Annotated in this window: 21 protein-coding genes and 2 tRNA genes; 2 read left to right on the top strand and 21 right to left on the bottom strand. The window is 57.9% G+C overall.

The features are described 5' to 3' along the window. Window positions 1-49 precede the first annotated feature (49 nt). From rpsO to rlmE, 14 genes are all read right to left on the bottom strand, one after another. Window positions 50-319, bottom strand: coding sequence for a 30S ribosomal protein S15 (gene rpsO, locus AC0Z8Z_RS11945; protein ID WP_037015114.1), 270 nt, complete (start codon window positions 317-319; stop codon window positions 50-52). Window positions 320-470: 151 nt separating this feature from the next. Continuing rightward, window positions 471-1,388: a tRNA pseudouridine(55) synthase TruB gene (gene truB, locus AC0Z8Z_RS11940; RefSeq protein ID WP_065987599.1), complete on the bottom strand. Its 918-nt coding sequence runs from the start codon at window positions 1,386-1,388 to the stop codon at window positions 471-473. 3 nt (window positions 1,389-1,391) lie between these two features. After that, window positions 1,392-1,793, bottom strand: coding sequence for a 30S ribosome-binding factor RbfA (gene rbfA, locus AC0Z8Z_RS11935; RefSeq protein WP_122535428.1), 402 nt, complete (start codon window positions 1,791-1,793; stop codon window positions 1,392-1,394). 161 nt (window positions 1,794-1,954) lie between these two features. Further along, complete coding sequence (gene infB, locus AC0Z8Z_RS11930; protein ID WP_485619223.1) at window positions 1,955-4,480, bottom strand: translation initiation factor IF-2; 2,526 nt, start codon at window positions 4,478-4,480, stop codon at window positions 1,955-1,957. 27 nt (window positions 4,481-4,507) lie between these two features. Next, the gene (nusA, locus tag AC0Z8Z_RS11925) at window positions 4,508-5,989 is read right to left on the bottom strand and encodes a transcription termination factor NusA (RefSeq protein WP_065987602.1); all 1,482 of its coding nucleotides are present in this window, start codon (window positions 5,987-5,989) and stop codon (window positions 4,508-4,510) included. A gap of 59 nt (window positions 5,990-6,048) precedes the next feature. Then, window positions 6,049-6,507 (bottom strand): ribosome maturation factor RimP, encoded by a 459-nt coding sequence (rimP, locus tag AC0Z8Z_RS11920; protein WP_163022007.1) that lies wholly within the window; start codon window positions 6,505-6,507, stop codon window positions 6,049-6,051. A gap of 127 nt (window positions 6,508-6,634) precedes the next feature. Continuing rightward, window positions 6,635-6,711, bottom strand: a tRNA-Met gene (locus AC0Z8Z_RS11915). A gap of 97 nt (window positions 6,712-6,808) precedes the next feature. Further along, window positions 6,809-6,894, bottom strand: a tRNA-Leu gene (locus tag AC0Z8Z_RS11910). A 44-nt stretch (window positions 6,895-6,938) separates the two neighbouring features. Next, window positions 6,939-7,322 (bottom strand): preprotein translocase subunit SecG, encoded by a 384-nt coding sequence (secG, locus tag AC0Z8Z_RS11905; protein ID WP_122535425.1) that lies wholly within the window; start codon window positions 7,320-7,322, stop codon window positions 6,939-6,941. A gap of 4 nt (window positions 7,323-7,326) precedes the next feature. After that, window positions 7,327-8,082 (bottom strand): triose-phosphate isomerase, encoded by a 756-nt coding sequence (gene tpiA / locus AC0Z8Z_RS11900; protein ID WP_485619222.1) that lies wholly within the window; start codon window positions 8,080-8,082, stop codon window positions 7,327-7,329. Between the two features lie 66 nt (window positions 8,083-8,148). After that, a complete protein-coding gene (gene glmM, locus AC0Z8Z_RS11895; RefSeq protein WP_485619279.1) occupies window positions 8,149-9,492 on the bottom strand; it encodes a phosphoglucosamine mutase in 1,344 nt (447 codons plus the stop codon). Window positions 9,493-9,508: 16 nt separating this feature from the next. Beyond that, on the bottom strand, window positions 9,509-10,360 hold the full coding sequence (gene folP, locus AC0Z8Z_RS11890) for a dihydropteroate synthase (RefSeq protein WP_485619221.1): 852 nt from the start codon (window positions 10,358-10,360) through the stop codon (window positions 9,509-9,511). A gap of 8 nt (window positions 10,361-10,368) precedes the next feature. Further along, window positions 10,369-12,279: an ATP-dependent zinc metalloprotease FtsH gene (ftsH, locus tag AC0Z8Z_RS11885; protein ID WP_122535421.1), complete on the bottom strand. Its 1,911-nt coding sequence runs from the start codon at window positions 12,277-12,279 to the stop codon at window positions 10,369-10,371. Window positions 12,280-12,468: 189 nt separating this feature from the next. Further along, the gene (gene rlmE, locus AC0Z8Z_RS11880) at window positions 12,469-13,119 is read right to left on the bottom strand and encodes a 23S rRNA (uridine(2552)-2'-O)-methyltransferase RlmE (protein WP_065987607.1); all 651 of its coding nucleotides are present in this window, start codon (window positions 13,117-13,119) and stop codon (window positions 12,469-12,471) included. A gap of 107 nt (window positions 13,120-13,226) precedes the next feature. Between rlmE and AC0Z8Z_RS11875 the strand changes: the two genes are divergently transcribed. Then, window positions 13,227-13,535: a YhbY family RNA-binding protein gene (locus AC0Z8Z_RS11875; RefSeq protein WP_074888472.1), complete on the top strand. Its 309-nt coding sequence runs from the start codon at window positions 13,227-13,229 to the stop codon at window positions 13,533-13,535. A gap of 180 nt (window positions 13,536-13,715) precedes the next feature. Here the strand turns inward: AC0Z8Z_RS11875 and greA are convergent, their stop codons facing one another. From greA to grpE, 7 genes are all read right to left on the bottom strand, one after another. Next, on the bottom strand, window positions 13,716-14,192 hold the full coding sequence (gene greA / locus AC0Z8Z_RS11870; protein WP_122535420.1) for a transcription elongation factor GreA: 477 nt from the start codon (window positions 14,190-14,192) through the stop codon (window positions 13,716-13,718). After that, window positions 14,189-17,410, bottom strand: coding sequence for a carbamoyl-phosphate synthase large subunit (carB, locus tag AC0Z8Z_RS11865; RefSeq protein ID WP_369318943.1), 3,222 nt, complete (start codon window positions 17,408-17,410; stop codon window positions 14,189-14,191). The genes greA and carB overlap by 4 nt, the downstream gene beginning before the upstream one ends. Before the next feature lie 122 nt (window positions 17,411-17,532). Then, window positions 17,533-18,669, bottom strand: a complete 1,137-nt coding sequence (gene carA, locus AC0Z8Z_RS11860; RefSeq protein WP_485619220.1) for a glutamine-hydrolyzing carbamoyl-phosphate synthase small subunit — start codon at window positions 18,667-18,669, stop codon at window positions 17,533-17,535. A 300-nt stretch (window positions 18,670-18,969) separates the two neighbouring features. Further along, a complete protein-coding gene (dapB, locus tag AC0Z8Z_RS11855; protein WP_485619219.1) occupies window positions 18,970-19,776 on the bottom strand; it encodes a 4-hydroxy-tetrahydrodipicolinate reductase in 807 nt (268 codons plus the stop codon). 10 nt (window positions 19,777-19,786) lie between these two features. After that, entirely contained in the window at window positions 19,787-20,917 is a 1,131-nt protein-coding gene (gene dnaJ, locus AC0Z8Z_RS11850) for a molecular chaperone DnaJ (RefSeq protein WP_172610668.1), read from the bottom strand. A gap of 322 nt (window positions 20,918-21,239) precedes the next feature. Further along, window positions 21,240-23,201, bottom strand: a complete 1,962-nt coding sequence (gene dnaK / locus AC0Z8Z_RS11845; RefSeq protein WP_172610667.1) for a molecular chaperone DnaK — start codon at window positions 23,199-23,201, stop codon at window positions 21,240-21,242. A gap of 59 nt (window positions 23,202-23,260) precedes the next feature. After that, on the bottom strand, window positions 23,261-23,827 hold the full coding sequence (gene grpE / locus AC0Z8Z_RS11840; RefSeq protein ID WP_122535414.1) for a nucleotide exchange factor GrpE: 567 nt from the start codon (window positions 23,825-23,827) through the stop codon (window positions 23,261-23,263). Between the two features lie 277 nt (window positions 23,828-24,104). On the opposite strand from grpE, the gene recN reads away from it, so the two are divergent. Further along, window positions 24,105-25,778 carry a DNA repair protein RecN gene (gene recN / locus AC0Z8Z_RS11835; protein WP_122622784.1) on the top strand — a complete coding sequence of 558 codons (1,674 nt, stop codon included), beginning with the start codon at window positions 24,105-24,107 and terminating at the stop codon, window positions 25,776-25,778. The last annotated feature ends 2 nt before the right edge of the window (window positions 25,779-25,780 follow it).

The raw sequence follows: 25,780 nt of genomic DNA, 5'->3' as shown, positions 1-25,780 counted from the left end.
GTAAAACCAGTGGAGCATGACGAACAACCAACCTCTATCCGAGTCGTTATTAGCGACGCAGACCCAGACGACCGATCAGGGCGCTGTAACGGCTAACGTCCTTACCTTTCAGGTAATCCAGCAGCTTGCGACGCTGGTTTACCATACGGATCAGACCACGACGGGAGTGGTGATCCTTACCGTTGGCCTTGAAGTGGCCTTGCAGTTTGTTGATGTTGGCGGTCAGCAGTGCAACTTGCACTTCTGGCGAACCAGTATCACCAACAGCTTGCTGGTAGTCGGTTACGATCTGAGCTTTATCTTCAACGCTGAGTGCCATTTGGGCATTCCTTTTATCAAGAAACCGCTCCTGGGAGACGGCTTCAACAGGCCGAGAGCTGACTCTCGTATTTAAATGTGAGGAGTGACCATGCCTATTAACAGCCACCCTCGTACCGCCGTGCCAGGAAACCCTGCCGCGACGGGTCCGGTCACTCTGACCGAATCAGTCGACGCGGCGCAATGCGCCCGTCCTCACTCACTTCACCGATCCCGATGAAGCGTCCTTCATGATCCTGCACCCGCACCATGCCAAACTTCGGCGCGTCGGGGGCTCTGACTGGCTGACCATGCAACCAGTAAAACGAACTGTGCTCCGAGAACTGCAACAACGGCCAATCCAGCAACCCGCTGTCCGATGGCATCAGGAAGCGATCGACCGCCTCATTACCGCCTTCGGCATGCACCGCTTCCAGCTCTTCCAGCGTTACCGTCTGGGCCAGCGTGAAAGGGCCGGCCTGGGTGCGACGCAACTGAGCGACGTATGCACCGCAGCCCAGCTTCTCACCGATATCTTCCACAAGGGTACGAATATAGGTGCCTTTGGTGCAGTCGACAGCCAAACGAGCGGTCTCACCTTCACACGCCAATAATTCCAGGCGCGCAATAGTAACAGAACGCGGTTCGCGCTCCACCACTTCCCCAGCCCGGGCCAGCTTGTATAACGGCTGACCGTCCCGCTTGAGGGCGGAGTACATCGGCGGTATCTGACTGATATCCCCGCGAAATGCCGGAAGCACTGCTTCGATATCCGAGCGACCAACGGTCACAGGCCGCGTTTGCAGAACCTCACCCTCGGCGTCGGCCGTGGTGGTGGTCTTGCCGAGCTGCATCAGGGTTTCATAACCCTTGTCGGAGTCGAGCAGGTACTGCGAAAACTTTGTCGCCTCACCGAAGCACAGCGGCAGAACGCCGGTCGCCAGCGGATCAAGACTGCCGGTGTGGCCGGCTTTTTCTGCGTTGAGCAACCAGCGCACTTTTTGTAGCGCGGCGTTGGACGTGAAGCCCAGCGGCTTATCGAGCAGGATGATCCCGCTGACGTTACGGCGAATACGCTTGACCTGAGCCACGCCTTATTCCTCCGGACCGTCTTGCTTGGGTGCGGCTTGGTGCTGACCATCTTCAGCCACGGCACGCTCGATCAAGGCCGACAAGTGCGCGCCACGGGCAACGCTTTCGTCGTAATGGAAATGCAGCTGCGGAACGCTGCGCAGCTTCATCTCACGCGCCAGTTGCATACGCAGGAAGCCTGCAGCGGCGTTTAGCACTTTGATCGACTGCGCGATCTCTTCGGCGCTGTCCTGACCCATCACGGTCATGAAGATTTTCGCGTGACCGACATCACGGCTGACGTCGACGGCGGTGATGGTGACCAGACCCACGCGGGGGTCTTTGATTTCACGACGGATCAGCTGTGCCAGCTCACGCTGCATCTGATCGCCGATACGTTGGGTACGGCTGTATTCTTTTGCCATGTCTTGTTACCTGTCACTGCTGACCCATGGCAAAAGCCATGTGGTCTGAAAGCGGCAAACGCCCGGCCTGGCGAGAGCCGGACCGGGCGTTGCGTTTAGAGTCCATGACCGACGCCTGGCATTTTCATGCGGCGCAAGCCACGACTCCTGAAGCTCGCGATTTAGAGGCTGCGAGCCACTTGGACCTTCTCGAAGACTTCGATCTTGTCACCGACCTTGACGTCGTTGTAGCTCTTGACGCCGATACCGCATTCCATGCCGGCACGTACTTCGGAAGCGTCATCCTTGAAGCGGCGCAGGGATTCCAGCTCGCCTTCGAAGATAACGATGTCTTCACGCAGTACACGGATTGGACGGTTACGGAAGACAACGCCTTCGATGACCATGCAACCGGCGATCGCGCCGAATTTCGGCGAGCGGAACACGTCGCGGACTTCAGCGATACCCAGGATATTCTCCCGAACGTCACTGCCAAGCATACCGGTGAGGGCCTTCTTGACGTCTTCGATGATGTCGTAGATGACGTTGTAGTAACGCATATCCAGACCTTCCTGCTCGACGATCTTGCGCGCGCCAGCATCGGCACGCACGTTGAAGCCGAACAGTACAGCGTTGGAGGCCAGTGCCAGGTTGGCGTCGCTTTCGGTGATACCACCGACACCGCCGCCCACTACACGCACTTGCACTTCGTCGTTACCCAGGCCATTCAATGCACCCTGCAACGCTTCCAGAGAACCACGGACATCGGATTTGAGGACGATATTGAGCGTCTTCTTCTCTTCCTGACCCATGTTCTCGAAGATGTTTTCCAGCTTGCCGGCGTGAGCACGGGCCAGCTTGACTTCGCGGAACTTGCCTTGACGGAACAGAGCCACTTCACGGGCTTTCTTCTCGTCGGCAACAACGCTCATCTCGTCGCCAGCGTCCGGCGTACCATCCAGGCCGAGAATCTCGACCGGGATCGACGGACCGGCTTCCTTGATTGGCTTGCCGTTCTCGTCGAGCATTGCCCGAACGCGACCGTAGTTGGAGCCAACCAGAACCATGTCGCCCTGACGCAGCGTACCGTCCTGAACCAGAACAGTGGCAACCGGGCCACGGCCCTTGTCCAGACGCGATTCAACCACAACACCACGACCCGGAGCCGACGGCGTTGCCATCAATTCCAGAACTTCGGCCTGCAGCAGAACGGCTTCAAGCAGCTCGTCCACGCCGGTACCCATCTTCGCGGAGACCGAGACGAAAGGTGTCTCGCCGCCCCACTCTTCGGACGTTACGCCGTGAACGGACAGCTCACTGCGGATACGGTCCAGGTCGGCGCCCGGTTTGTCGATTTTGTTAACGGCTACGACCAGCGGAACACCGGCAGCCTTGGCGTGTTGCACGGCTTCGATGGTCTGCGGCATCACGCCGTCGTCTGCAGCGACAACCAGAATCACGATGTCGGTTGCCTTGGCACCACGGGCACGCATTGCGGTAAACGCAGCGTGACCCGGGGTATCGAGGAACGTCACCATGCCACGCTCGGTTTCTACGTGGTATGCACCGATGTGCTGGGTGATACCACCGGCTTCGCCAGCAGCCACCTTGGCGCGTCGGATGTAGTCGAGCAGCGAAGTTTTACCGTGGTCAACGTGACCCATGACCGTTACAACCGGCGCACGGGAGAACGTCTCACCTTCAAACTTCAGGGACTCGGCCAGGGAATCTTCCAGCGCGGTGTCGCTGACCAGGGTCACTTTGTGGCCCAGTTCTTCAGCGACCAGCTGGGCAGTTTCCTGATCCAGAACCTGGTTGATGGTGGCCGGAGTACCCAGCTTGAACATGAACTTGATGATCTCGGCAGCTTTGACCGACATCTGCTGAGCGAGATCGCCCACGCTGATGGTTTCGCCGATCTTCACTTCACGAACGACAGGGCCGGTAGGGCTCTGGAAACCGTGCGCGTTGCGCTTCTTCAGCTTGGCCTTGCCGCGACCGCCGCGACGGAAGCCATCGCTTTCTTCGTCGGTAGTACGAGGAGCAACGCGTGGCGTTGGCGCCTTTTCCTTGACCGATGCGCGATGCGGGGCGTTCTTGCGATCGCCATCACCACCGCCGCTGCGACGATTGTTATCGTCGTTGCGTGGTTTGTCAGGGCGACGCTGTTCGTCTTTCTTGCGATCGGCGACAGGCGCAGCAGGTGCCGCAGCCGGAGTCTCCCGAGCTGGCTCGGCAGCTTGCGGAGCCGATGCCGGCGCTGCAACAGCCTCGGCAGCGGGGGCACCCGACGAAGGCTGACGGCGCGCTTCTTCTTCGGCACGCTGGCGGGATTCTTCTTCAGCCTTTTGACGAGCGGCGTTTTCTACCGCACGACGTTCGTCCAGCTCGCGCTTGCGTTCGGCTTCGATTTCTTCCGGGCTGCGCTGAACAAAGACTTTCTTTTTACGTACTTCAACGCTGATGCTTTTGCTGCCAGCAACGCGAAGGGTACTGGTGGTCTTGCGCTGCAAAGTGATCTTGCGCGGCTCTTCCACCTTCGCCTTGTGACCGCTTTTCAGGTGCGTCAACAAGGCTTGCTTTTCGATATCGGTCACAACTTGTTCGGCGGCGTTGTGCGGCAAACCTGCCTCACGCATCTGCTGTAACAGGCGCTCTACCGGTGTGTCGACCGTCTTGGCCAGTTCTTTCACCGTGACTTGCGTCATGCACTTCTCTCCTCAGGCCGCATCTACTTACTCGAACCAATGGGCTCGGGCGGCCATGATCAACTTGCCGGCACGATCATCGTCAATGCCGTCGATGTCGAGCAGATCGTCAATAGACTGCTCGGCCAGGTCTTCGCGGGTAATTACGCCGCGCACCGCCAGTTCCATCGCCAAATCCTTGTCCATACCCTCAAGCGAGAGCAGGTCTTCGGCCGGATGGGCGTCTGCCAGCTTTTCCTCAGTAGCGATGGCTTTAGTCAACAAACGATCCTTGGCACGAGCGCGAAGCTCGTTGACGGTGTCTTCGTCAAAGCCGTCGATGTTGAGCATTTCTTCCAACGGTACGTAGGCAATCTCTTCCAGGCTGGTGAAGCCTTCGTCTACCAGAACCTGAGCGAGATCCTCATCGACTTCCAGCTCGTCGATAAAGTTGCGCAGGATGTCGCCGGTTTCCGCTTGCTGCTTGGCCTGGATGTCCGATTCGGTCATCACGTTAAGGGTCCAGCCAGTCAGCTGACTGGCCAGACGCACGTTCTGGCCACCACGGCCAATCGCCTGGGCGAGGTTGTCTGCGCCTACAGCGATGTCCATGGCGTGGGCATCTTCATCAACGATGATCGCTGCCACTTCGGCAGGCGACATGGCGTTGATGACGAACTGCGCCGGGTTATCGTCCCAAAGCACGATATCCACACGTTCGCCGCCCAACTCGCCGGAAACAGCCTGCACGCGAGAACCACGCATGCCGATGCACGCGCCTTGCGGGTCAATGCGTTTGTCCTTGGAGCGAACTGCGATCTTTGCACGCGAACCAGGATCACGGGAGGCAGCCATCACCTCAATGAGTCCTTCGGCGATTTCCGGAACTTCAATCCGGAACAGCTCGATCAGCATTTCCGGCGCGGTACGCGACAGGATCAACTGAGGGCCGCGGTTTTCGGTGCGGATCTCTTTAAGCAATGCACGGACGCGGACACCCACGCGGAAAGTCTCCCGCGAAATGATGTCTTCACGCGCCAGCAGAGCTTCGGCATTGTTACCAAGGTCGACGATGACATTGTCACGTGTAACTTTTTTAACAGTGCCGGAAATGATTTCGCCCAGACGCTCACGGTAGGCGTCCACGACTTGAGCTCGCTCAGCTTCGCGAACTTTCTGCACAATGACTTGCTTGGCAGTTTGCGCAGCGATGCGGCCGAACTCGATGGAATCGATCTTTTCTTCTACTACGTCGCCAACGTTGGCGCCCGGGTGCGTCAGGGCAACTTTGCTCGGCCACGTTTCGATAGCCGGGTCGTCGAGGTCGTCTTCTTCGACGACGGTCCAGCGACGGAAAGTCTCATAGGCACCTGTTTGACGATTAATCTCGACACGCAGGTCTACTTCATCTTCAAAACGCTTCTTGGTGGCCGTGGCCAGAGCTATCTCAAGCGCTTCAAAAATCACATCGGCCGGTACGCCTTTTTCATTGGATACCGATTCAACAACCAGCAGTACTTCTTTGCTCATCGTACGCCTCGCCTTTCGCAAGCCATTGGATCCGCGGGATCCGCTGTATCTGGCACGTCTTAGTCAAACGTGGGAATAATGTTGGCTTTGTCGATCAGATCGATCGGCAACAGAAACTCGTGATCTTCAACCTGAACCACGACGTCCTGCTCCTCCACCCCGCGGAGAAGGCCTTGAAAGTTGCGTCGACCTTCAAACGGCGAACGCAGCTTTATCTTCACTTGTGCCCCGGCAAACTCGGCAAACTGCTCAATCGTGAACAGTGGGCGTTCCATGCCTGGAGAGGAAACTTCGAGCGTGTATTCGGAGCTGATCGGATCTTCCACATCCAGAATACCGCTGATCTGACGGCTGACGATCGCGCAATCGTCCACCAACACGCCGCCTTCTTTATCGATATAGACGCGCAACATCGAGTGACGCCCTTGAGACGAATACTCGATACCCCAGCATTCATAGCCTAGGGCCACGACCACCGGGGCCAACAAGGCCTGCAACTCTTCTAGCTTGCTCGACACCTGAACCCCCTCGTCCATGCTGCAAATAAAAAATGGGCAAAAGCCCAATCATGAAAACGCCGGCGAAAAGCGGCGTCATAAAGTGTCCAGCTAACAAAAAGCCCCTGAAAAGGGGCTCCGCTAAAACTGGTTGCGGGGGCTGGATTTGAACCAACGACCTTCGGGTTATGAGCCCGACGAGCTACCAGACTGCTCCACCCCGCGACAAAGCTGGGGCGGAAGTATACGACCGATCCAAATTTGGGTCAATCCGACACATCCACCTACAAGAAAGCCCGCTACTGCGGGCTTTCTTGTTAATTGGTACCGAGAAGGGGACTCGAACCCCTACACCCTATGGGCACAACCACCTCAAGGTTGCGTGTCTACCAATTCCACCACCTCGGCATTACAACTCTTTTGCAGCCCCAAAAACAGCTGCGAATCCGTTATTACTTTTGCTCTGGAGTGACAGGAACATCAGCAGGTACTGCAGCTGGTTTCTGTTGCCCTTCCAGAACCGGAACATCATCTGCTGCCGGCTTTTGCTTCACTTCCAGTACCGCTGGATTTGGCAAACCTACTTGAGTCAGCTGGTGAGCTTTCTCTTTAGCAAAGTAACCTAACCCTAAGCTAGTCATGAAGAAACAGGCGGCAAGTATAGCAGTAAGTTTACTGAGAAAGGTAGAGGAACCTTGTCCACCGAACACAGTATTTGATGCACCTGCTCCAAATGATGCGCCAGCGTCGGCACCTTTACCCTGCTGCAGCAAAACCAGAGCAACAACGCCCAGAGCACCCAGCAGATGAAGAACGACTACGACTGTTTCCAGCATTTTTTCAGTTTCCTGCGGCGCGAATGATCGCACCGAACTCATCTGCATTCAGGGAGGCGCCACCAATGAGGCCTCCATCGATATCCGGCATGCCGAACAGTTCGGCCGCATTGGCCGCCTTCACGCTGCCGCCATATAGAAGACGCACACCTTGTGCGACTTCAGAATTCTCTTTCATCAACTGCGCACGAATCGCTGCGTGCACTTCCTGAGCCTGTTCCGGCGAGGCAGTCAATCCGGTACCGATGGCCCAGACTGGCTCATAAGCAACTACCGCATTAACGAAAGCACCGATGCCAAGCTCCTCGATGATGCTGTCCAGCTGCTGCCCGACAACTTCAAGCGTCTTGCCCGCCTTGCGCTCTTCGAGCGTCTCGCCGATGCACAGTATCGGAGTCAGACCCGCTGCCTGGGCAGCCTCAAACTTGCGATTGAGTACTTCATTGCTTTCGCCCATTACCTGGCGACGCTCTGAGTGCCCAACAAGCACAAACTTGCAGCCTGCATCCGCCAACTGAGTCGACGACACCTCTCCGGTCAACGCGCCTTGCCCGGCTTGATGGGCGCAATTCTGCGCACCAACTGAAATCGACTGCCCTTCCAGGCAATCAACTACAAGACTCACGTGCAGGCTCGGCGGGAAGACCGCCACATCTACGCCACCCGGAAGGGCGAGATTTGCAAGACCCTCGATCAGCTCAGCGACGCTGGCGCGGGTACCGTGCATCTTCCAGTTACCAGCTACCATAGGGCGACGCATGCTGTACCTCGTCGGTCAAAGTGGGCGCAGATGTTACCCAACAGTTTCAACACTGGCAAGCCGAAATCAGGCGCAAACTTCAGCAACGAGTTTTGCCAGTTCATCGGCATACCCACGGACCATGGTTTCGTCCTCGCCCTCGACCATTACCCGCACCAGCGGCTCGGTACCGGACTTGCGCAGAAGAACACGCCCACGCCCGCCCATGGCGGCCGTCACGCGGTCACACGCTTCAATGACAGCAGGGTGCTTGACCGGATCAACGCCTCCACCCTCAAAGCGCACGTTAATCAGTACCTGAGGGCATTTCTTCAAACCTGAACGCGATTGCGCGAGGCTCTGACCGGTACGCTTCATCGACAGCAGCACCTGAAGCGCGGCGATGATCGCATCCCCCGTCGTGGTATGCCGGAAGCACACGACATGACCCGAGTTCTCGCCGCCCACCTGCCAGTCACGCTCCAGCAGCTCGGCGATGACATAACGGTCGCCCACGTTGGCGCGCACGAACGGGATGTCCAGATCCGCGAGTGCCAGCTCCAGCCCGAGGTTGCTCATCAGGGTGCCGACGACACCTCCCTGCAACTGGCCCCGCTCCTGCAGGTCACGCGCGATGATGTAAAGCAGTTCATCGCCATCGACGATCGCGCCGGTGTGGTCGACCATCAGCACGCGGTCGCCATCACCGTCAAAACCGATGCCCAGGTCAGCGCCATGCTCGACAACGGCAGCCTGCAGCGCTTCCATGTGGGTGGAGCCGCAGTTGTCATTGATGTTGAGCCCGTTGGGGGCCGCCGACAGCACGGTCACCTCGGCGCCAAGCTCACGGAACACATTCGGCGCCACTTTGTACGTTGCACCGTGGGCGCAATCGACAACGAGCTTCAGCCCCTCAAAATCAGTACTGGTCGGAACACTGCTCTTACAAAATTCGATATAACGACCCGCAGCGTCGTTGATACGCGACACTTTGCCCAGCTTATCTGACTCCTCGACCGTCATAGGCGAGTCGAGGAGCTCTTCGATCATGAGTTCGATTTCATCAGGTAGCTTGGTGCCCTGCCCGGAGAAAAATTTGATGCCGTTGTCGTAGTGCGGGTTGTGCGACGCACTGATCACGATGCCCGCTTCGGCATGAAACGTACGCGTCAGATAAGCAATCGCAGGCGTCGGCATCGGACCCAGCAGCATCACATCCGCTCCGGCTGCGGACAAACCTGCCTCAAGCGCCGACTCGAACATGTAGCCCGAAATACGTGTGTCCTTGCCGACCAGGATCCGGCATGCGCCCATTTTTCGGAAGGCCATCCCTGCTGCCCATCCCAATTTCAGCATGAAATCAGGGGTGATCGGGAATTGGCCTACACGTCCGCGGATACCGTCGGTACCGAAGTATTTTTTTGTGCTCATGGGTGCTCCAGATTTCTTATTTAGCTGATTCAACGGCAGCAATCATACGCACCACGTCTACCGTCTCCGGGACGTCATGCACACGCAGGATTTTTGCGCCTTTGACCATCGCCATGGCGGCAAGCGCCAGCGCACCATTTAGACGCTGATCAACAGGCTTGTCGAGAACCTTGCCGATCATGCTCTTGCGAGAGACGCCGACCAGCAACGGACGGCCCAAAGCATGGAGCGCCTCCATATGCTTGAAGAGGCTCAGATTATGCTCGAGGGTTTTGGCAAACCCGAATCCCGGATCGAGGATGATGTTCTCAACCGGAATGCCTGCCGCGACGCACTGCTCCATGCGCTCGCGCAAGAATGCACTGACCTCGGCGACCAGGTCTGTGTAGTGAGGATCATTCTGCATGTCCGTAGGCTCGCCGCGCATGTGCATGAGGCAAACAGGCAAACCCGTCGCTACAGCGGCGTCCAGCGCCCCGTCTCGACGCAGCGAGCGAACATCGTTGATGAGGCCTGCCCCCAGTCGCGCCGTCTCGCGAATGACGGACGGCGTTGAAGTATCTACTGAGATAATGACATCCAGCTCGGCGCTGATCGCCTCGACGACAGGCGCCACACGCTCCAGCTCTTCAACAGGAGAAACAGATCGCGCACCAGGCCGAGTCGACTCTCCACCGACATCGATCAAGGTCGCGCCGGCCATCATCATCGCTTCGGCATGACGCAACGCGAGGTCGCGCTGCGCAAAGCGCCCGCCGTCCGAGAACGAATCAGGAGTGATATTGAGGATTCCCATCACATGCGTGCGGGATAAATCAAGAACCCGGTTGCCGCAAGGCAACCGGGTCAGGTGAAGCGCAGAAGTCATGTCAGACCTTAGTGTTCAGCAGCAGGGCCGCCAATCGGCGATTCCGGACGCGGACCTACAGGCGCGATTGGAGTACCGGAATCTCCGGAGCCACCTTCCCAATCACGAGGCTCACGCGGTGTGCGGCCTGCCATGATGTCATCGATTTGTTCGGCATCGATGGTTTCGTACTTCATCAGCGCGTCAGCCATTGCTTCCAGCTTGTCACGATTATCCGTGAGGATCTGTCTGGCCGTGCCGTAGCACTGATCAATGATGCTGCGCACTTCAGAGTCGATAAGACGTGCCGTGTCACCTGAGAGGCTGGAATTTTGACCGCCGCCACCACGACCGAGGTACCCGCCTTCGTCTTCGTCCGAATACATCAACGGACCCAGCTTCTCAGAAAGACCCCACTTGGTGACCATGTTCCGAGCGATCTGGCTGGCCCGCATGATGTCGTTGGAAGCACCGGTAGTCACGCCATCGAAGCCCAGTGTCATTTCTTCCGCAATACGCCCACCGTACAGCGAGCAGATCTGACTGATCAATGCACGCTTGGAAAGGCTGTAGCGATCTTCTTCGGGGAGGAACATTGTGACACCCAACGCACGACCGCGAGGGATAATCGACACCTTGTACACCGGATCATGCTCTGGCACGACGCGACCAACGATTGCATGACCTGCCTCGTGGTAAGCCGTGTTCCGCTTCTCTTTGTCGGACATGACCATCGACTTGCGCTCGGCGCCCATCATGATCTTGTCTTTCGCCAACTCGAATTCTTTCATCTCGACGATGCGCTTGCCGGTACGAGCGGCGAACAGCGATGCCTCGTTGACCAGGTTTGCCAAGTCGGCACCGGAGAACCCCGGAGTACCACGAGCAATCACACCTGGCTGAACGTCGTCACCCATTGGCACTTTGCGCATGTGTACCTTGAGAATCTGTTCACGACCGCGGATATCGGGCAAGCCCACGACCACCTGACGGTCGAAACGGCCTGGACGCAGCAGTGCCGGGTCGAGGACGTCTGGACGGTTGGTGGCGGCAATCACGATGATGCCGTCATTCATTTCAAAGCCGTCCATCTCAACCAGCAACTGGTTGAGCGTCTGCTCACGCTCATCATGACCGCCGCCCATGCCGGCGCCACGGTGGCGACCTACTGCATCGATTTCGTCGATGAAGATGATGCAAGGCGCATGCTTCTTGGCCTGCTCGAACATGTCACGGACCCGGCTTGCACCAACACCGACGAACATTTCAACGAAGTCAGAACCGGAAATCGTGAAGAACGGGACCTTGGCTTCACCGGCGATGGCTTTCGCCAACAAGGTTTTACCAGTACCCGGAGGACCCACCATCAGAACGCCACGCGGGATGCGACCACCCAAGCGCTGGAACTTGCCCGGGTCGCGCAGAAACTCGACGAGCTCGCCGACTTCTTCTTTGGCCTCATCACAACCGGCAACGTCAGCCAGTGTCGTCTTCACCTGATCTTCGGACAGCAAACGCGCTTTGCTTTTGCCAAAGCTCATCGGGCCGCCCTTACCACCTGCACCACCTTGCATCTGGCGCATGAAGAACATGAAGACAGCAATAATCACGAGGATGGGGAAGCTGGCGACGAGAAGCTGAGTCCAGATGCTTTGCTGCTCTGGTTGCTTGCCTTCGATCACAACGTTGTTGTCGACCAGATCACCGATAAGACCGTTATCCTGGATAGCCGGTCGGATGGTCTTGAAGGAGTCGCCATCGCTGCGTTTGCCGGTGATGACGTAACCGTCAACGGCAACCTTCTCCACCTTGCCGTCCTTCACCTGCTGGATGAATTCGGAATAGTTGAGGGTCTGCGGCTCGTTAGGACTGGAGAAGTTGTTCATCACGGTCACGAGAACCGCCGCGATGATCAACCACAGGATCAAATTCTTTGCCATATCGTTCAATTAGCTACCCTCTGAAGCAAGCTCCACGCTGGAGCGTGCCTCGCATGATATTTACCGGCCTAACGTACTACAGATCCTACAGGCGTGGCAGGCGGCGTCTGTAACCCTTTGTGAAACTTTGACTACGCGATGTTGGTTACGCTCCCTTGATTAAGCTATTTGAAAAAAGCTATCGCTTGATCAAAGGCGCTCATCGCTTGCCGATCCTTCTATGCCGCGAAACCCGCGACCCAACAAATATTGCTCCCTGGACCGGTCCCGCGACGACAAAGGCTTGCGCATCTGCACCTTGTCGAACAGCTTGCGGATGTCCTTGTGGTACACGTCAAAGCCCTCACCCTGGAAGACCTTGATCAAGAAATCCCCACCAGGACGCAGTACACGGCCGGCCAGATCCAACGCCAGTTCACAGAGGAACATCGCGCGCGGCATATCCACAGCGCTCAATCCACTCATATTGGGGGCCATGTCGGAAATCACAAGGTCTACCTGCGTATTACCCACAGCCTCAAGGATCTGGGCGAGCACTTCATCCTGGGTGAAATCCCCCTGGATGAAGGTCACGTCGGGGATGCTGTCCATTTCCAGAATGTCCGATGCAATCAAACGGCCCTGACCACCAATCAGACGACTGGTCACTTGGGACCAGCCGCCTGGCGCTGCGCCAAGGTCGATGACCGTCATGCCGGGACGAATGATTTTGTCTTTTTCCTGGATCTCGAGAAGCTTGTAACTGGCGCGGGAACGGTAACCATCCCGCTGCGCCATTTTGACGTACTTGTCGTCGAAGTGTTCTTTAAGCCAGTTATGGCTGGTTTTGGAACGTGCCACGGAGCACCTCAAAAAATTAGGACGAGTCGCGATTAACCGGGCGGTCCCGGACTCGCTCGGGTAAACTGGCCGCCGCTTTTTACAAGATCAGACGCAGAGGTCAGATTATGCCGCTCACTCAAGAGCAGAAGAAACAATACAAATCCATTGGTCACCATCTGAAACCGGTGTTGATGGTGGCGGACAATGGTCTGACTGAGGGTGTGCTGGCCGAACTGGAGCGCGCGCTGGGCGATCACGAGTTGATCAAGATCAAACTCAACATCCTCGACCGCGAAAGCCGCCTGGCAGCCATCGCTGAATTGTGCAAAGTCGGCAAGGCCGATCTGGTGCAGGTCATCGGCAAAATGGCGCTGATCTACCGCAAGAACCCGAAGGTCAACAAGCAGCTGTCCAACGTCCACCGCTTCAACTGATCTTGTCAGGTCAGCGAGCGATGATCGCTGGCCTTCCGATTCGGTGCCCACCTGCAAAGATGAGCGCCGACCCGGCAGATCCCGGTCATACCAGAGCTGCGACTGCCGGCTCGAAAGATCAACCAATGACCTTCGAACCGGCTGCCTGAATCAACACCCGCGCAATGCGGGTGTCGATCATCAAACGTGACGCACTTCCACGATTTCGTACTCGATCACACCGCTCGGTGTTTTCACAGCGACGACATCGCCCTCTTCTTTGCCAATCAACGCGCGAGCAAGCGGCGAACCTACCGAAATCTTGCCCAGTTTGAAGTCAGCTTCGTCCTCGCCCACGATATGGTAGGTGACGCGCTCATCCGTCTCTACGTTGGCAATTTCGACCGTCGTGCCGAAGATCACCTTGCCAGTGTGAGGGATGGTAGTGACGTCGATGATCACCTGATTCTGGATCCGGCCTTCGATGTCGCGGATACGCGCTTCGACCATGCCCTGTTGTTCGCGAGCGGCGTGGTATTCGGCGTTTTCCTTGAGATCGCCCAGCTCACGCGCAGTCCCGATGTCCTGGCTGAGCTTGGGCCGAACCACCTTGGTCAGGTGTGCGTGTTCTTCTTCCAGGGCGCGAGCGCCCTGAACGGTCATTGGATACTTGATCATGCTTTGAGTCCTGCGTGTAGATCCTGCAAGCGGCGCACGGTTTTTTCAGGACCGAACTTGAGCGCTTCACAGATGGCCTCGCCCGCAGCAATGGTCGTGGTGCAGTAAATCTTGTGCTGCAGGGCATTGCGGCGAATGGAGTAGGAGTCGGCGATCGACTGACGACCTTCGGTGGTGTTGATGATCAGCGTGACTTCGTCATTCTTGATCATGTCGACCACGTGTGGACGGCCCTCGGTCACCTTGTTGACGCGCCGAACTTTCAGACCGGCCTCTTCGATCAGGCGCGCAGTGCCGGCGGTTGCAACGATGTCGAAGCCCAGCTCGATCAAGCTGCGTGCAACACCTGCCACCAAGGGCTTGTCGTCATCACGCACACTGATGAACGCCGTTCCGCCAGTCGGCAGCACTTCACTGGCGCCCATCTGGGCTTTGGCGAAGGCTTCGCCGAAGGTGTCACCGACGCCCATGACTTCACCGGTCGACTTCATCTCAGGGCCGAGGATCGGGTCAACGCCCGGGAACTTGGCGAATGGGAACACCGCCTCTTTCACGCTGTAGAAATTGGGAATGATTTCTTTGGTGAAGCCGAGTTCTTTCAGCGTTTTACCGGCCATGACGCGAGCTGCAATCATCGCCAGCGAGACACCAATGCACTTCGAAACGAACGGCACAGTACGCGAGGCGCGCGGGTTCACTTCAATGACGTAGATATCTTCACCCTGCAATGCCAGTTGCACGTTCATCAGACCGACAACGCCGAGCTCCAGGGCCATTTTCTTGACCTGCTCACGCATTTCGTCCTGGATATGCGCCGGCAGCGAATACGGTGGCAGCGAGCATGCCGAGTCACCCGAGTGAACACCGGCCTGTTCGATGTGCTGCATGATTGCGCCGATTACCACGTCGGTACCGTCGCAGACCGCATCAACGTCCATTTCGATCGCGCAGTTGAGGAAGTGATCAAGCAGCACCGGGCTGTCGTTGGACACTTGAACCGCTTCACGCAGGTAGCGCTTGAGCTCGTCTTCTTCGTAGACGATTTCCATCGCACGGCCGCCCAGTACGTAGGACGGACGCACCACCAGCGGGTAGCCGATTTTCGCAGCGGCCCGAATCGCTTCGTCTTCGCTGCGCACCGTAGCGTTTGGCGGTTGACGCAGGTTCAGTCGCTCAACCATTTGCTGGAAGCGCTCGCGGTCTTCTGCACGGTCAATGGCGTCCGGGCTGGTGCCGATGATCGGCACGCCTGCGGCCTCCAGCGCGCGAGCCAGTTTCAACGGGGTCTGCCCGCCGTACTGAACGATCACGCCTTTCGGCTTCTCGACGCGGACGATTTCCAGCACGTCTTCCAGGGTCACTGGCTCGAAGTACAGCCGGTCGGAGGTGTCGTAGTCGGTCGATACGGTTTCCGGGTTGCAGTTGACCATGATGGTCTCGTACCCGTCCTCCCGCAGCGCCAGCGCAGCGTGCACGCAGCAGTAGTCGAACTCGATGCCCTGGCCAATGCGGTTCGGACCGCCACCCAGAATCATGATCTTGTCGCGATTCGTCGGGTTGGCTTCGCACTCTTCCTCGTACGTGGAGTACATGTACGCAGTGTCGGTGGCGAACTCGGCTGCGCAGGTGTCAACGCGCTTGTAGACCGGCAACACGTCCAGCTTGTGACGGTGCGTGCGCAGGTTTTTCTCGGTCACACCCAGCAGCTTGGCCAGGCGTGCGTCCGAGAAGCCCTTGCGCTTGAGGCGATACATAATGTCGCGGTCAATCGCCGACAGACCGAGAGTCTTGACCTTCTCCTCGTCCTTGATCAGATCTTCGATCTGCACCAGGAACCAGGGGTCAATCATGTTCATGCCGAAAATCTGTTCAACCGTCATGCCGGCACGGAAAGCGTCGGCTACGTACCAGATGCGCTCGGCACCCGGAACCGTCAGTTCGCGCTTGAGAATGCTCATGCTTTCCGGATTGCTCAGGTCCAGCTTCGGATCGAGACCGCTGACGCCCACTTCAAGGCCGCGCAGGGCTTTCTGCAGGGATTCCTGGAACGTGCGGCCGATGGCCATGACTTCGCCGACCGATTTCATTTGAGTGGTCAGACGCGCGTCAGCTTTCGCGAACTTCTCGAACGCAAAGCGCGGCAGCTTGGTGACGACGTAGTCGATCGACGGCTCGAACGACGCCGGGGTCTTGCCGCCGGTGATTTCGTTCTGCAACTCGTCCAGCGTGTAGCCAACAGCCAGCTTGGCTGCCACTCGGGCGATCGGGAAGCCGGTAGCCTTGGACGCCAGTGCAGAAGAACGAGAAACCCGTGGGTTCATCTCGATCACAACCATGCGGCCGGTGTCAGGGCAGATACCAAACTGAACGTTGGAGCCGCCCGTTTCGACGCCGATCTCGCGCAGAACCGCCAGCGAGGCGTTACGCAGAATCTGGTATTCCTTGTCGGTGAGCGTCTGTGCTGGCGCAACGGTGATGGAGTCGCCAGTGTGGACGCCCATCGGATCGAAGTTTTCGATGGAGCAGACGATGATGCAGTTGTCCTTTTTGTCGCGGACAACTTCCATTTCGTATTCTTTCCAGCCGATCAGCGACTCGTCGATCAGCAGCTCTTTAGTCGGCGACAGATCGAGACCGCGGGCGCAGATTTCTTCGAACTCTTCACGGTTGTACGCGATGCCGCCACCGGTGCCGCCCATGGTGAAGGACGGACGAATGATGCACGGGAAACCCAGCTTTTCGAGGACTGCATTGGCCTCTTCCATGCTGTGAGCGATACCGGAACGCGGGCACGCCAGGCCGATGGATTTCATGGCTTTGTCGAAACGCGAGCGGTCTTCAGCCTTGTCGATGGTGTCGGCATTGGCGCCGATCATTTCAACGCCGAACTTCTCCAGAACGCCCTCGCGCTCCAGGTCCAGTGCGCAGTTCAGTGCGGTCTGGCCGCCCATGGTTGGCAGCAGCGCGTCAGGGCGTTCTTTTTCGATAATCTTGGCGACGGTCGCCCACTTGATCGGCTCGATGTAGGTCGCATCCGCCATGGCCGGGTCGGTCATGATGGTGGCCGGGTTCGAGTTGACCAGAATGACGCGGTAACCCTCTTCGCGCAGGGCCTTGCAGGCCTGGGCGCCGGAGTAGTCGAATTCGCAGGCCTGGCCGATCACGATCGGGCCAGCGCCAAGAATCAGGATGCTTTTAATGTCTGTACGTTTTGGCATGGGTTGTCACTCGAATCCTGTGTCAGTCGGCAAGCCGTCTTGAACATCTCAGGTGCCGGGCGGGCTGTCGGATCGGGTCCGGTCCGCCGCGGTCACCTGTTCGCTACAGTCGCAAGGCAGCCTCAGCGGCATTTGTCCATGGCTGTGATGAAGCGATCGAACAGCGGCGCGACGTCAGTCGGGCCCGGGCTCGCTTCAGGGTGACCCTGGAAGCTGAACGCGTCCTTGTCGGTGCGCTCAATGCCCTGCAGGCTGCCATCAAACAGCGACTTGTGAATCGCGCGAACGTTGCTCGGCAAGGTCGCTTCGTCCACCGCAAAACCATGGTTCTGGCTGGTGATCATGACCACGCCTGTGTCGAGGTCCTGAACCGGGTGGTTGGCGCCGTGGTGGCCCAGATCCATCTTGATGGTCCGAGCGCCGGAGGCGAGCGCCAGCAGTTGGTGACCCAGGCAGATACCGAACACCGGAATGTCAGTCTCCAGCACATCCTTGATCGCTTGAATGGCGTAGTCGCAGGGTTCCGGATCGCCAGGGCCGTTGGACAGGAAAATGCCGTCCGGCTTGAGCGCAAGCACTTCGCTGGCCGGGGTTTGCGCCGGTACGACCGTTACACGGCAACCGCGCTCCACCAGCATGCGCAGGATGTTCAGCTTGACGCCGTAGTCCCAGGCGACCACGTGGTACTTCAAGTCGGCTGCGGCGACTTCGGGGCTGCTGTCGGACTGCAGGTTCCAGACCGTGGAGCGCCACTCGTAGGTGTCTTTGGTGCTGACTTCCTTGGCGAGGTCCATGCCCTTCAGACCTGGGAAACCTCTTGCTGCCGCGATGGCTGCCTCTTCGGAAATGTTGTCGCCAGCCATGATGCAGCCATTTTGAGCGCCCTTCTCACGAAGGATGCGCGTCAGACGGCGCGTGTCGATGCCCGCAATCGCAACGGTTTTATTGGCTTTCAGATACTCATCCAGGGGCATCTTGTTACGCCAGTTGCTCGCAACCAGTGGCAGGTCGCGAATCACCAGACCCGCCGCCCAGACGCGGTCGGACTCAGCATCTTCCGGTGTAGTGCCGGTGTTGCCGATGTGCGGGTAAGTCAGGGTGACGATTTGCTGGGCATAGGAAGGATCGGTAAGAATTTCCTGATAGCCGGTCATTGCGGTGTTGAACACCACTTCACCAACGGTTTGACCGTCGGCACCAATGGCTTCGCCGCGAAAAATGCTGCCATCAGCAAGGGCGAGTATGGCTGGCTTAGTCAAGAAGACCTCCCGTAATAAAGCCTGAAAGGGCGATCGCAGGTTGTAAAAAAGCGGAATGACGTATAGACACGTCACCCCGCTTTTTTCATAGAATTATCTGCGCGCTTTTAGTGGACACACTAAAGCTGTAGCTTACAGAAAGAGGTCTTTTTAATCCACCGCTAAAATTGCCGTGAGGGCTGGGGAGTGCGACGGGACATCGCGTAGCGGGTGTGTGATGGCTTGAAACTGCGGGCAGGATACAGGGAAAGCCCCTCTCCTGCCCGCATTGTTACTGGTGACATCTAAGCGCCGGAAGACTCAGCGCAGGTCGAGTACGTCCTGCATGTCGTAAAGACCCGGCGCCTTGCCATCAAGCCACAGCGCAGCACGCACTGCGCCCTTGGCAAAGGTCATCCGACTGGAAGCCTTGTGCGTAATCTCCAGACGCTCACCCTCGGCGGCGAACAACACAGTGTGATCACCCACAACGTCACCGCCACGGACCGTGGCGAAGCCGATCGTCTCCCGCTCACGAACACCTGTGTAGCCCTCACGACCGTAAACGGCGACCTTGCTCAAATCACGTCCCAGGGCATTGGCAACAACCTCACCCATGCTGACCGCCGTACCCGACGGCGCGTCGACCTTGTTGCGGTGATGAGCCTCGATGATCTCGATGTCTGCATCTTCACCCATCACTCGCGCCGCCAGATCCAGCAGCTTGAACGACAGGTTCACTCCCACACTGAAATTGGATGCGAAGACGACTGGAATATCCCGGCTCGCGTCCACCAGCAGATGCTTTTGTTCGACGCTCAAGCCGGTGGTACCAATGACCATCGCCTTGCCCGCCTTACGGCAGAACGCCAGGTTTTTCAGCATGACGTCGGGCAATGTGAAGTCGATCAGGACGTCAAACTCGTCCATGACCTGCTCCAGATTACCGGTCAACTGAACACCGATACGCCCCAGCGATGCGAGTTCGCCGGCGTCTGCACCGATCATCGTGCTGCCGGGACGGACGATTGCCGCTGTCAGCCCGGTGAGCGGCGCACGATCCTGCACCGCCTCGATCAGGTTCTTGCCCATGCGCCCGGCGGCGCCCATCACAGCAATGCGTCGCATGCCCTGCCCCTTAGAGATCGCCGAAGAAACGCTTCACACCTTCAAACCAGCCACTGGCTTTAGGCGAATGAGAGCTGTCGCCTTCGAGGGATGCGCGGAACTCTTCGAGCAATTCGCGCTGACGACGACCGAGATTGACCGGGGTCTCTACCGCCACACGGCACATCAAGTCGCCCGCGCCACCGCCACGCACAGGGGCAACGCCCTTCCCGCGCAGACGGAACTGCTTACCGGTTTGCGTGCCTTCCGGGATTTTCAGCTTGACGCGACCGTCCAGCGTCGGCACTTCCAGCTCACCACCCAGCGCAGCGTCGGTGAAGCTGATCGGCACTTCGCAGTACAGGTGCTTGCCGTCGCGCTGGAAGATGGCGTGTTCACGCACGTTGATCACAACGTACAGGTCGCCCGTAGGACCGCCCTGCGTGCCCGCCTCACCTTCGCCGGACAGACGAATACGATCGCCGGTATCGACGCCTGGCGGCACCTTGACCGACAGCGTCTTCGATTCTTCGACACGACCTTCGCCATGGCAGGAGTCGCAAGGGTCGGAAATGATCTTGCCGTTGCCGTGGCAACGCGGACAGGTCTGTTGAACAGAGAAGAAGCCCTGCTGCATACGCACCTGGCCAATGCCGCCGCATGTCGGGCAGGTCACAGGGGAAGAGCCCTTTTTGGCGCCGCTGCCGTCGCACGGCTTGCAGTTGACCAGTGTCGGGACACGGATGCTGACGGTGGTGCCACGCACGGCTTCTTCAAGATTCAATTCGAGGGTGTAGCGAAGGTCGCTGCCACGCTGGGCACCGCCACGACCACCGCCACCAGCACGGCCGCCACCGAAGAAGTCGCTGAAGACATCGCCGAAGATGTCAGAGAAGTTGGCGCCACCGCCGCCGAAACCACCACCCCCCATGCCCTGATCCACACCGGCATGACCGTATTGGTCATAGGCCGCGCGCTTGCTGGCATCGGAAAGCACTTCGTACGCTTCGTTGGCTTCTTTGAAGGCGTCTTCCGAAGCCTTGTCACCCGGGTTGCGGTCGGGGTGAAATTTCATTGCGAGACGGCGATATGCCTTCTTCAGTTCCGCTTCGCTGGAGCCACGCTCCACTCCCAATACTTCGTAATAATCACGCTTTGACATAAATTTTCCGCACTCTTGAGGACGTCCGGCATGACCCTCCTGAGCCTGCCGGACTCGTTGAGCCCCTTTCAGGCCCGGACCCAACTCACGTCATTAAACGATCCTGGTCTTGGTTCAGCGGCCTTTGATCGACCGTGAAAAGCGGCAGAACAAGCCGGAGTGCAGGAGCATCCGGCTTTGCCACAAAGCCCGCGATACAGCTTCGCGTGCTTGAAAATTTTGGGTGTTCCAGACACGCCAACGCGGGAGCAAGCTCCCGCGCGGCGACATCCTACCAGCGACTGTTAGAAAGCAGTCAACCGGCGATCAAGTGAGCCTGCGCTTACTTGTGGTCTTTTACTTCTTCAAACTCAGCGTCGACCACGTCGTCAGCCGGCTTGCTTTCTTCCTGAGCGGCCTGCGCACCGCCTTCAGGTTTTTCGGCTTGCTCGGCGTACATCTTCTGAGCGACCGGGGCGGAGACTTTCGACAGCTCTTCGATCTTGGCATCGATGGCAGCCTTGTCGTCGCCTTTCACAGCGGCTTCAAGTGCAACCAGTGCGGCCTCGATAGCGGTCTTTTCTTCAGCGGTGACTTTGTCGCCAGCGTCGGAGATCATTTTGCGAGTCGAGTGAACCAGCGCATCGCCCTGGTTGCGGGCAGAGGCCAGCTCTTCGAACTTGCGGTCTTCGTCCGAGTTCGCTTCAGCGTCGCGAATCATCTGCTGGATTTCTTCATCCGACAGACCGGAGTTGGCCTTGATCACGATCGACTGAGTCTTGCCTGTCGCCTTGTCTTTCGCGCCGACGTGCAGAATGCCGTTGGCGTCGATGTCGAAAGTCACTTCGATCTGAGGCACGCCACGCGGTGCTGGTGGAATCTCGGCCAGATCGAACTTGCCCAGGGATTTGTTCTGGGTCGCCTGCTTACGCTCGCCCTGCAGCACGTGAATAGTCACTGCGCTCTGGTTGTCGTCGGCAGTCGAGAACACTTGCGATTTCTTGGTAGGAATCGTGGTGTTTTTCTCGATCAGCGCCGTCATCACGCCGCCCATGGTTTCGATACCCAGCGTTAGCGGGCTTACGTCCAGCAGCAGAACGTCTTTTACGTCGCCGGCCAGTACCGCACCCTGGATCGCTGCGCCCATGGCAACGGCTTCGTCAGGGTTAACGTCTTTACGCGCTTCCTTACCGAAGAACTCGGTGACCTTCTGCTGAACCAGTGGCATGCGGGTCTGGCCGCCGACCAGGATCACGTCATTAATCGCGCTGATTTCGATACCCGAGTCTTTCAGCGCAATGCGGCAAGGCTCGATGGTACGTTGCACCAGATCTTCAACCAGCGATTCCAGCTTGGCGCGGGAGATCTTCACGTTCAAGTGCTTTGGACCGGTAGCGTCTGCAGTGATGTACGGCAGATTAACGTCGGTCGAATTGCTCGATGACAGCTCGATCTTGGCTTTCTCGGCAGCTTCTTTAAGACGCTGCATCGCCAGCGGATCACCCTTCAGGTTCATGCCGGATTCTTTCTTGAATTCGTCGACCAGGTAATCGATCAGGCGGTTGTCGAAGTCTTCACCACCCAGGAAGGTGTCGCCGTTGGTGGCCAACACTTCGAACTGGTGCTCGCCATCGACTTCAGCGATTTCAATAACGGAGACGTCGAACGTACCGCCACCCAGGTCATAAACGATGACGGTGTGGTCGCCCTTCGCTTTGTCCATACCGTATGCCAGTGCGGCTGCGGTTGGTTCGTTGATGATGCGCTTGACATCCAGACCGGCAATACGACCGGCATCTTTGGTGGCCTGACGCTGGCTGTCGTTGAAGTAAGCCGGAACGGTGATGACTGCTTCCGTCACTGCCTCGCCGAGGTAGTCCTCAGCGGTCTTCTTCATTTTCTTCAGAATTTCAGCCGAAATCTGAGGAGCGGACATTTTCTTGCCGTTGACCTCTACCCACGCATCGCCGTTGTCAGCCTTGGCGATTTTGTACGGCACCATCTTGATATCTTTCTGAACGACTTCTTCGTCGAACTTACGGCCGATCAGGCGCTTCACTGCGTACAGCGTGTTGTGCGGGTTGGTGACAGCCTGACGCTTGGCCGATTGACCAACAAGAATCTCGCCGTCATTGGCATACGCAATGATCGAAGGGGTGGTACGAGCGCCTTCAGCGTTCTCGATGACCTTGGCGACGCCGTTTTCCAGAACCGAGACGCAGGAGTTGGTGGTCCCCAGGTCGATACCGATAATCTTGCCCATGTTGAATCTCCCGAAACTTAAATTTGGTTGCCGCAACTGCATTTACAAATTGCGGTAATTCTTAAACGCTTGGCCTGTAAATGGGGGCCACTCAGCTAATTTCAAGCCTGCTCGTCAATAGACGGCGAAACAGGCGATGGCGCCTTGCTGACCACGACCATGGCCGGGCGAAGCAAACGGCCATTGAGCTGATAACCCTTCTGGAAAACCTTGAGCACGCTGTTCGGCTCCACGTCAGCGCTTTCCTGCATCGCCATTGCCTGATGGTGCTCGGCGTTGAATGGCTGGCCGTGTGGATCAATGGCTTCAAGGTGGTAGCGCTTGAGCGTGTCGTAGAACATCTTCAACGTCAGCTCGATGCCTTCACGCATGGGCCGGATGCTCTCGTCATCCGGGTTGGACAAATCCAGGCCACGCTCAAGGCTGTCAACGATCGGCAGCAGATCGCTGGCAAATTTTTCAAGCGCAAACTTATGCGCCTTCTCTACATCCTGCTCAGCACGGCGGCGGACGTTCTGCAGATCCGCAGCTACACGCAGAGACTGGTCCTGCGCCGCCTTCAGCTGTTCTTCAAGCACTTGCACGCGGGTTGCCAGATCATCTTGAGAAGTCGCCGTGTCAGCAGCCTGATCCTGGGCCTGCATGTCCGGGTTCTGTTCGTCAGCCATAAATTCTCTCCTTCTAATTACATCCGTGAGCTCAACTCACGCCTCTGCCCGGCTATATGGGGTCGTAATTTCCGTGTTCAAGGGGCTTGGGTGCAGGATCGGCCGAATAACCCTACAAATGTGCTGACATGAGATAGGCGGCTATGCGCGCTGGCGAAATGCAGGATTGATGCTAAAAAATTGCCATGACCTATCAAATCGAGCTAAGGCCGGGCATTGTCAGCCCAAAGCAAAACACTGTATAAATAACCAGACAAATTGTTTGGGAGCCGCTCTGATGCTGGTCCACCTGTCCATACATAATTACGCCATCGTTGAACATCTCGATCTCGAACTTGATCGCGGCATGAGTGTGATCACCGGGGAAACCGGGGCCGGCAAGTCGATCATGCTCGATGCGCTCGGGCTGACGCTTGGCGATCGCGCCGACAGTGGTGTTGTAAGGCCAGGTGCCGACAAGGCAGACATACTGGCGACCTTCGACGTGTCGGATATCCCAGAAGCAAGCGCCTGGCTGAAGGAGCGGGATCTCGAAACCGACGGCCCCTGCATTCTGCGTCGCGTCATCACTGCCGAAGGCCGCTCACGCGCCTATATCAATGGGACACCATGCCCCCAGGGCGACCTGAAAGCGCTTGGCGAACTGGTCATCGACATTCACAGCCAGCACGAGCATCAATCGCTCCTGAAGACCGACACCCATCGGCGACTGCTGGACGAATATGCGGGCGCCACCGACCTCGCACGACAGGTGCAACTGGCTTCCCAGCGCTGGCGGCAAACCCGTCAGGAGCTAGAGCGTCTTTCCAACTCTGGCGATGAGCAGCGTGCCAAGCATCAGTTGCTCAGTTATCAGCTTGAAGAGCTGGAGAGCCTGAGCCTCGGCGAAAACGAGCTCGAGCGGCTGGAACAGGAACACACCACGCTGACCAATGCCGAAAGCCTCCTGGGGATCTGCCGGCAAGTCGTCGAGCTGTGCAGTGAGAGCGACTCCGGCAATGCGCTGAACGCACTGACCGCCAGCCTCAACCGACTCAGCAGCGTGAACAACACGCCCGATGCACTCAATGAAGCAACCAACCTGCTTTCCAGTGCGCAGATTCAGGTCGAAGAGGCCGTCGGCGAGATCAACCGCTTCCTCGATCGTTTTGAAGCGGACCCCGCCCGACTGCAGCAAATCGAAGAGCGCCTCGACACCATCTATACGCTGGCACGCAAACACCGCGTGCAGCCGACAGAAGTCGCGGCGCTGCATCAGAAATTGCTCGACGAGATCGAAACCCTTAACGCCAACGATGAAGCGATCGAGAGACTGGAACACGAGGTAGGTTCTTACGCGCGGCACTATCAAGAGAAGGCGCGCGAGCTGAGCGACCTGCGTCACCGTGCTGCGCCGGAACTGGCCCACAAGGTCGAGCACGAAATTCAGCGGCTCGGCATGCCGGGCGGCCGTTTCAATATCGAGCTGCGCGAGAACGTAGACAAAGAGCTGTCACCCAACGGGCTGGAGCAGGTTGAACTGCTGGTCAGCGCCAACCCGGGCCAGCCACTCAAAGCGCTGGCGAAGGTGGCGTCGGGCGGTGAGCTGTCGCGGATCAGTCTGGCGATTCAGGTGATCACCGCGCAGACATCCCGGGTTCCGACGCTGGTGTTTGACGAAGTGGATGTCGGTATCGGCGGCCCTACGGCTGAAATCGTAGGTCAGCTGCTGCGCCGCCTTGGCGAACGCGGCCAGGTCATGACCGTCACTCACTTGCCCCAAGTCGCAGCTCAAGGGCATCAACACCTGTTCGTGCACAAGGTCCGGGACGCGGACGTCACGCGCACTGCGGTTTCCAAGCTCAGCAAGAATGAACGGGTGGAAGAGGTGGCACGAATGCTGGGAGGGATCGACCTGACCAAGGAGTCGCTCGCGCACGCCAAGAAGATGGTGGTCACCTCCAAGTCGTGATG

Source organism: Pseudomonas sp. 1L-C-7-B-C1 (genome assembly GCF_057291635.1).
Note: the sequence above shows the minus strand (reverse complement) of the source record. Positions and strands in the feature narration are given on the sequence as shown.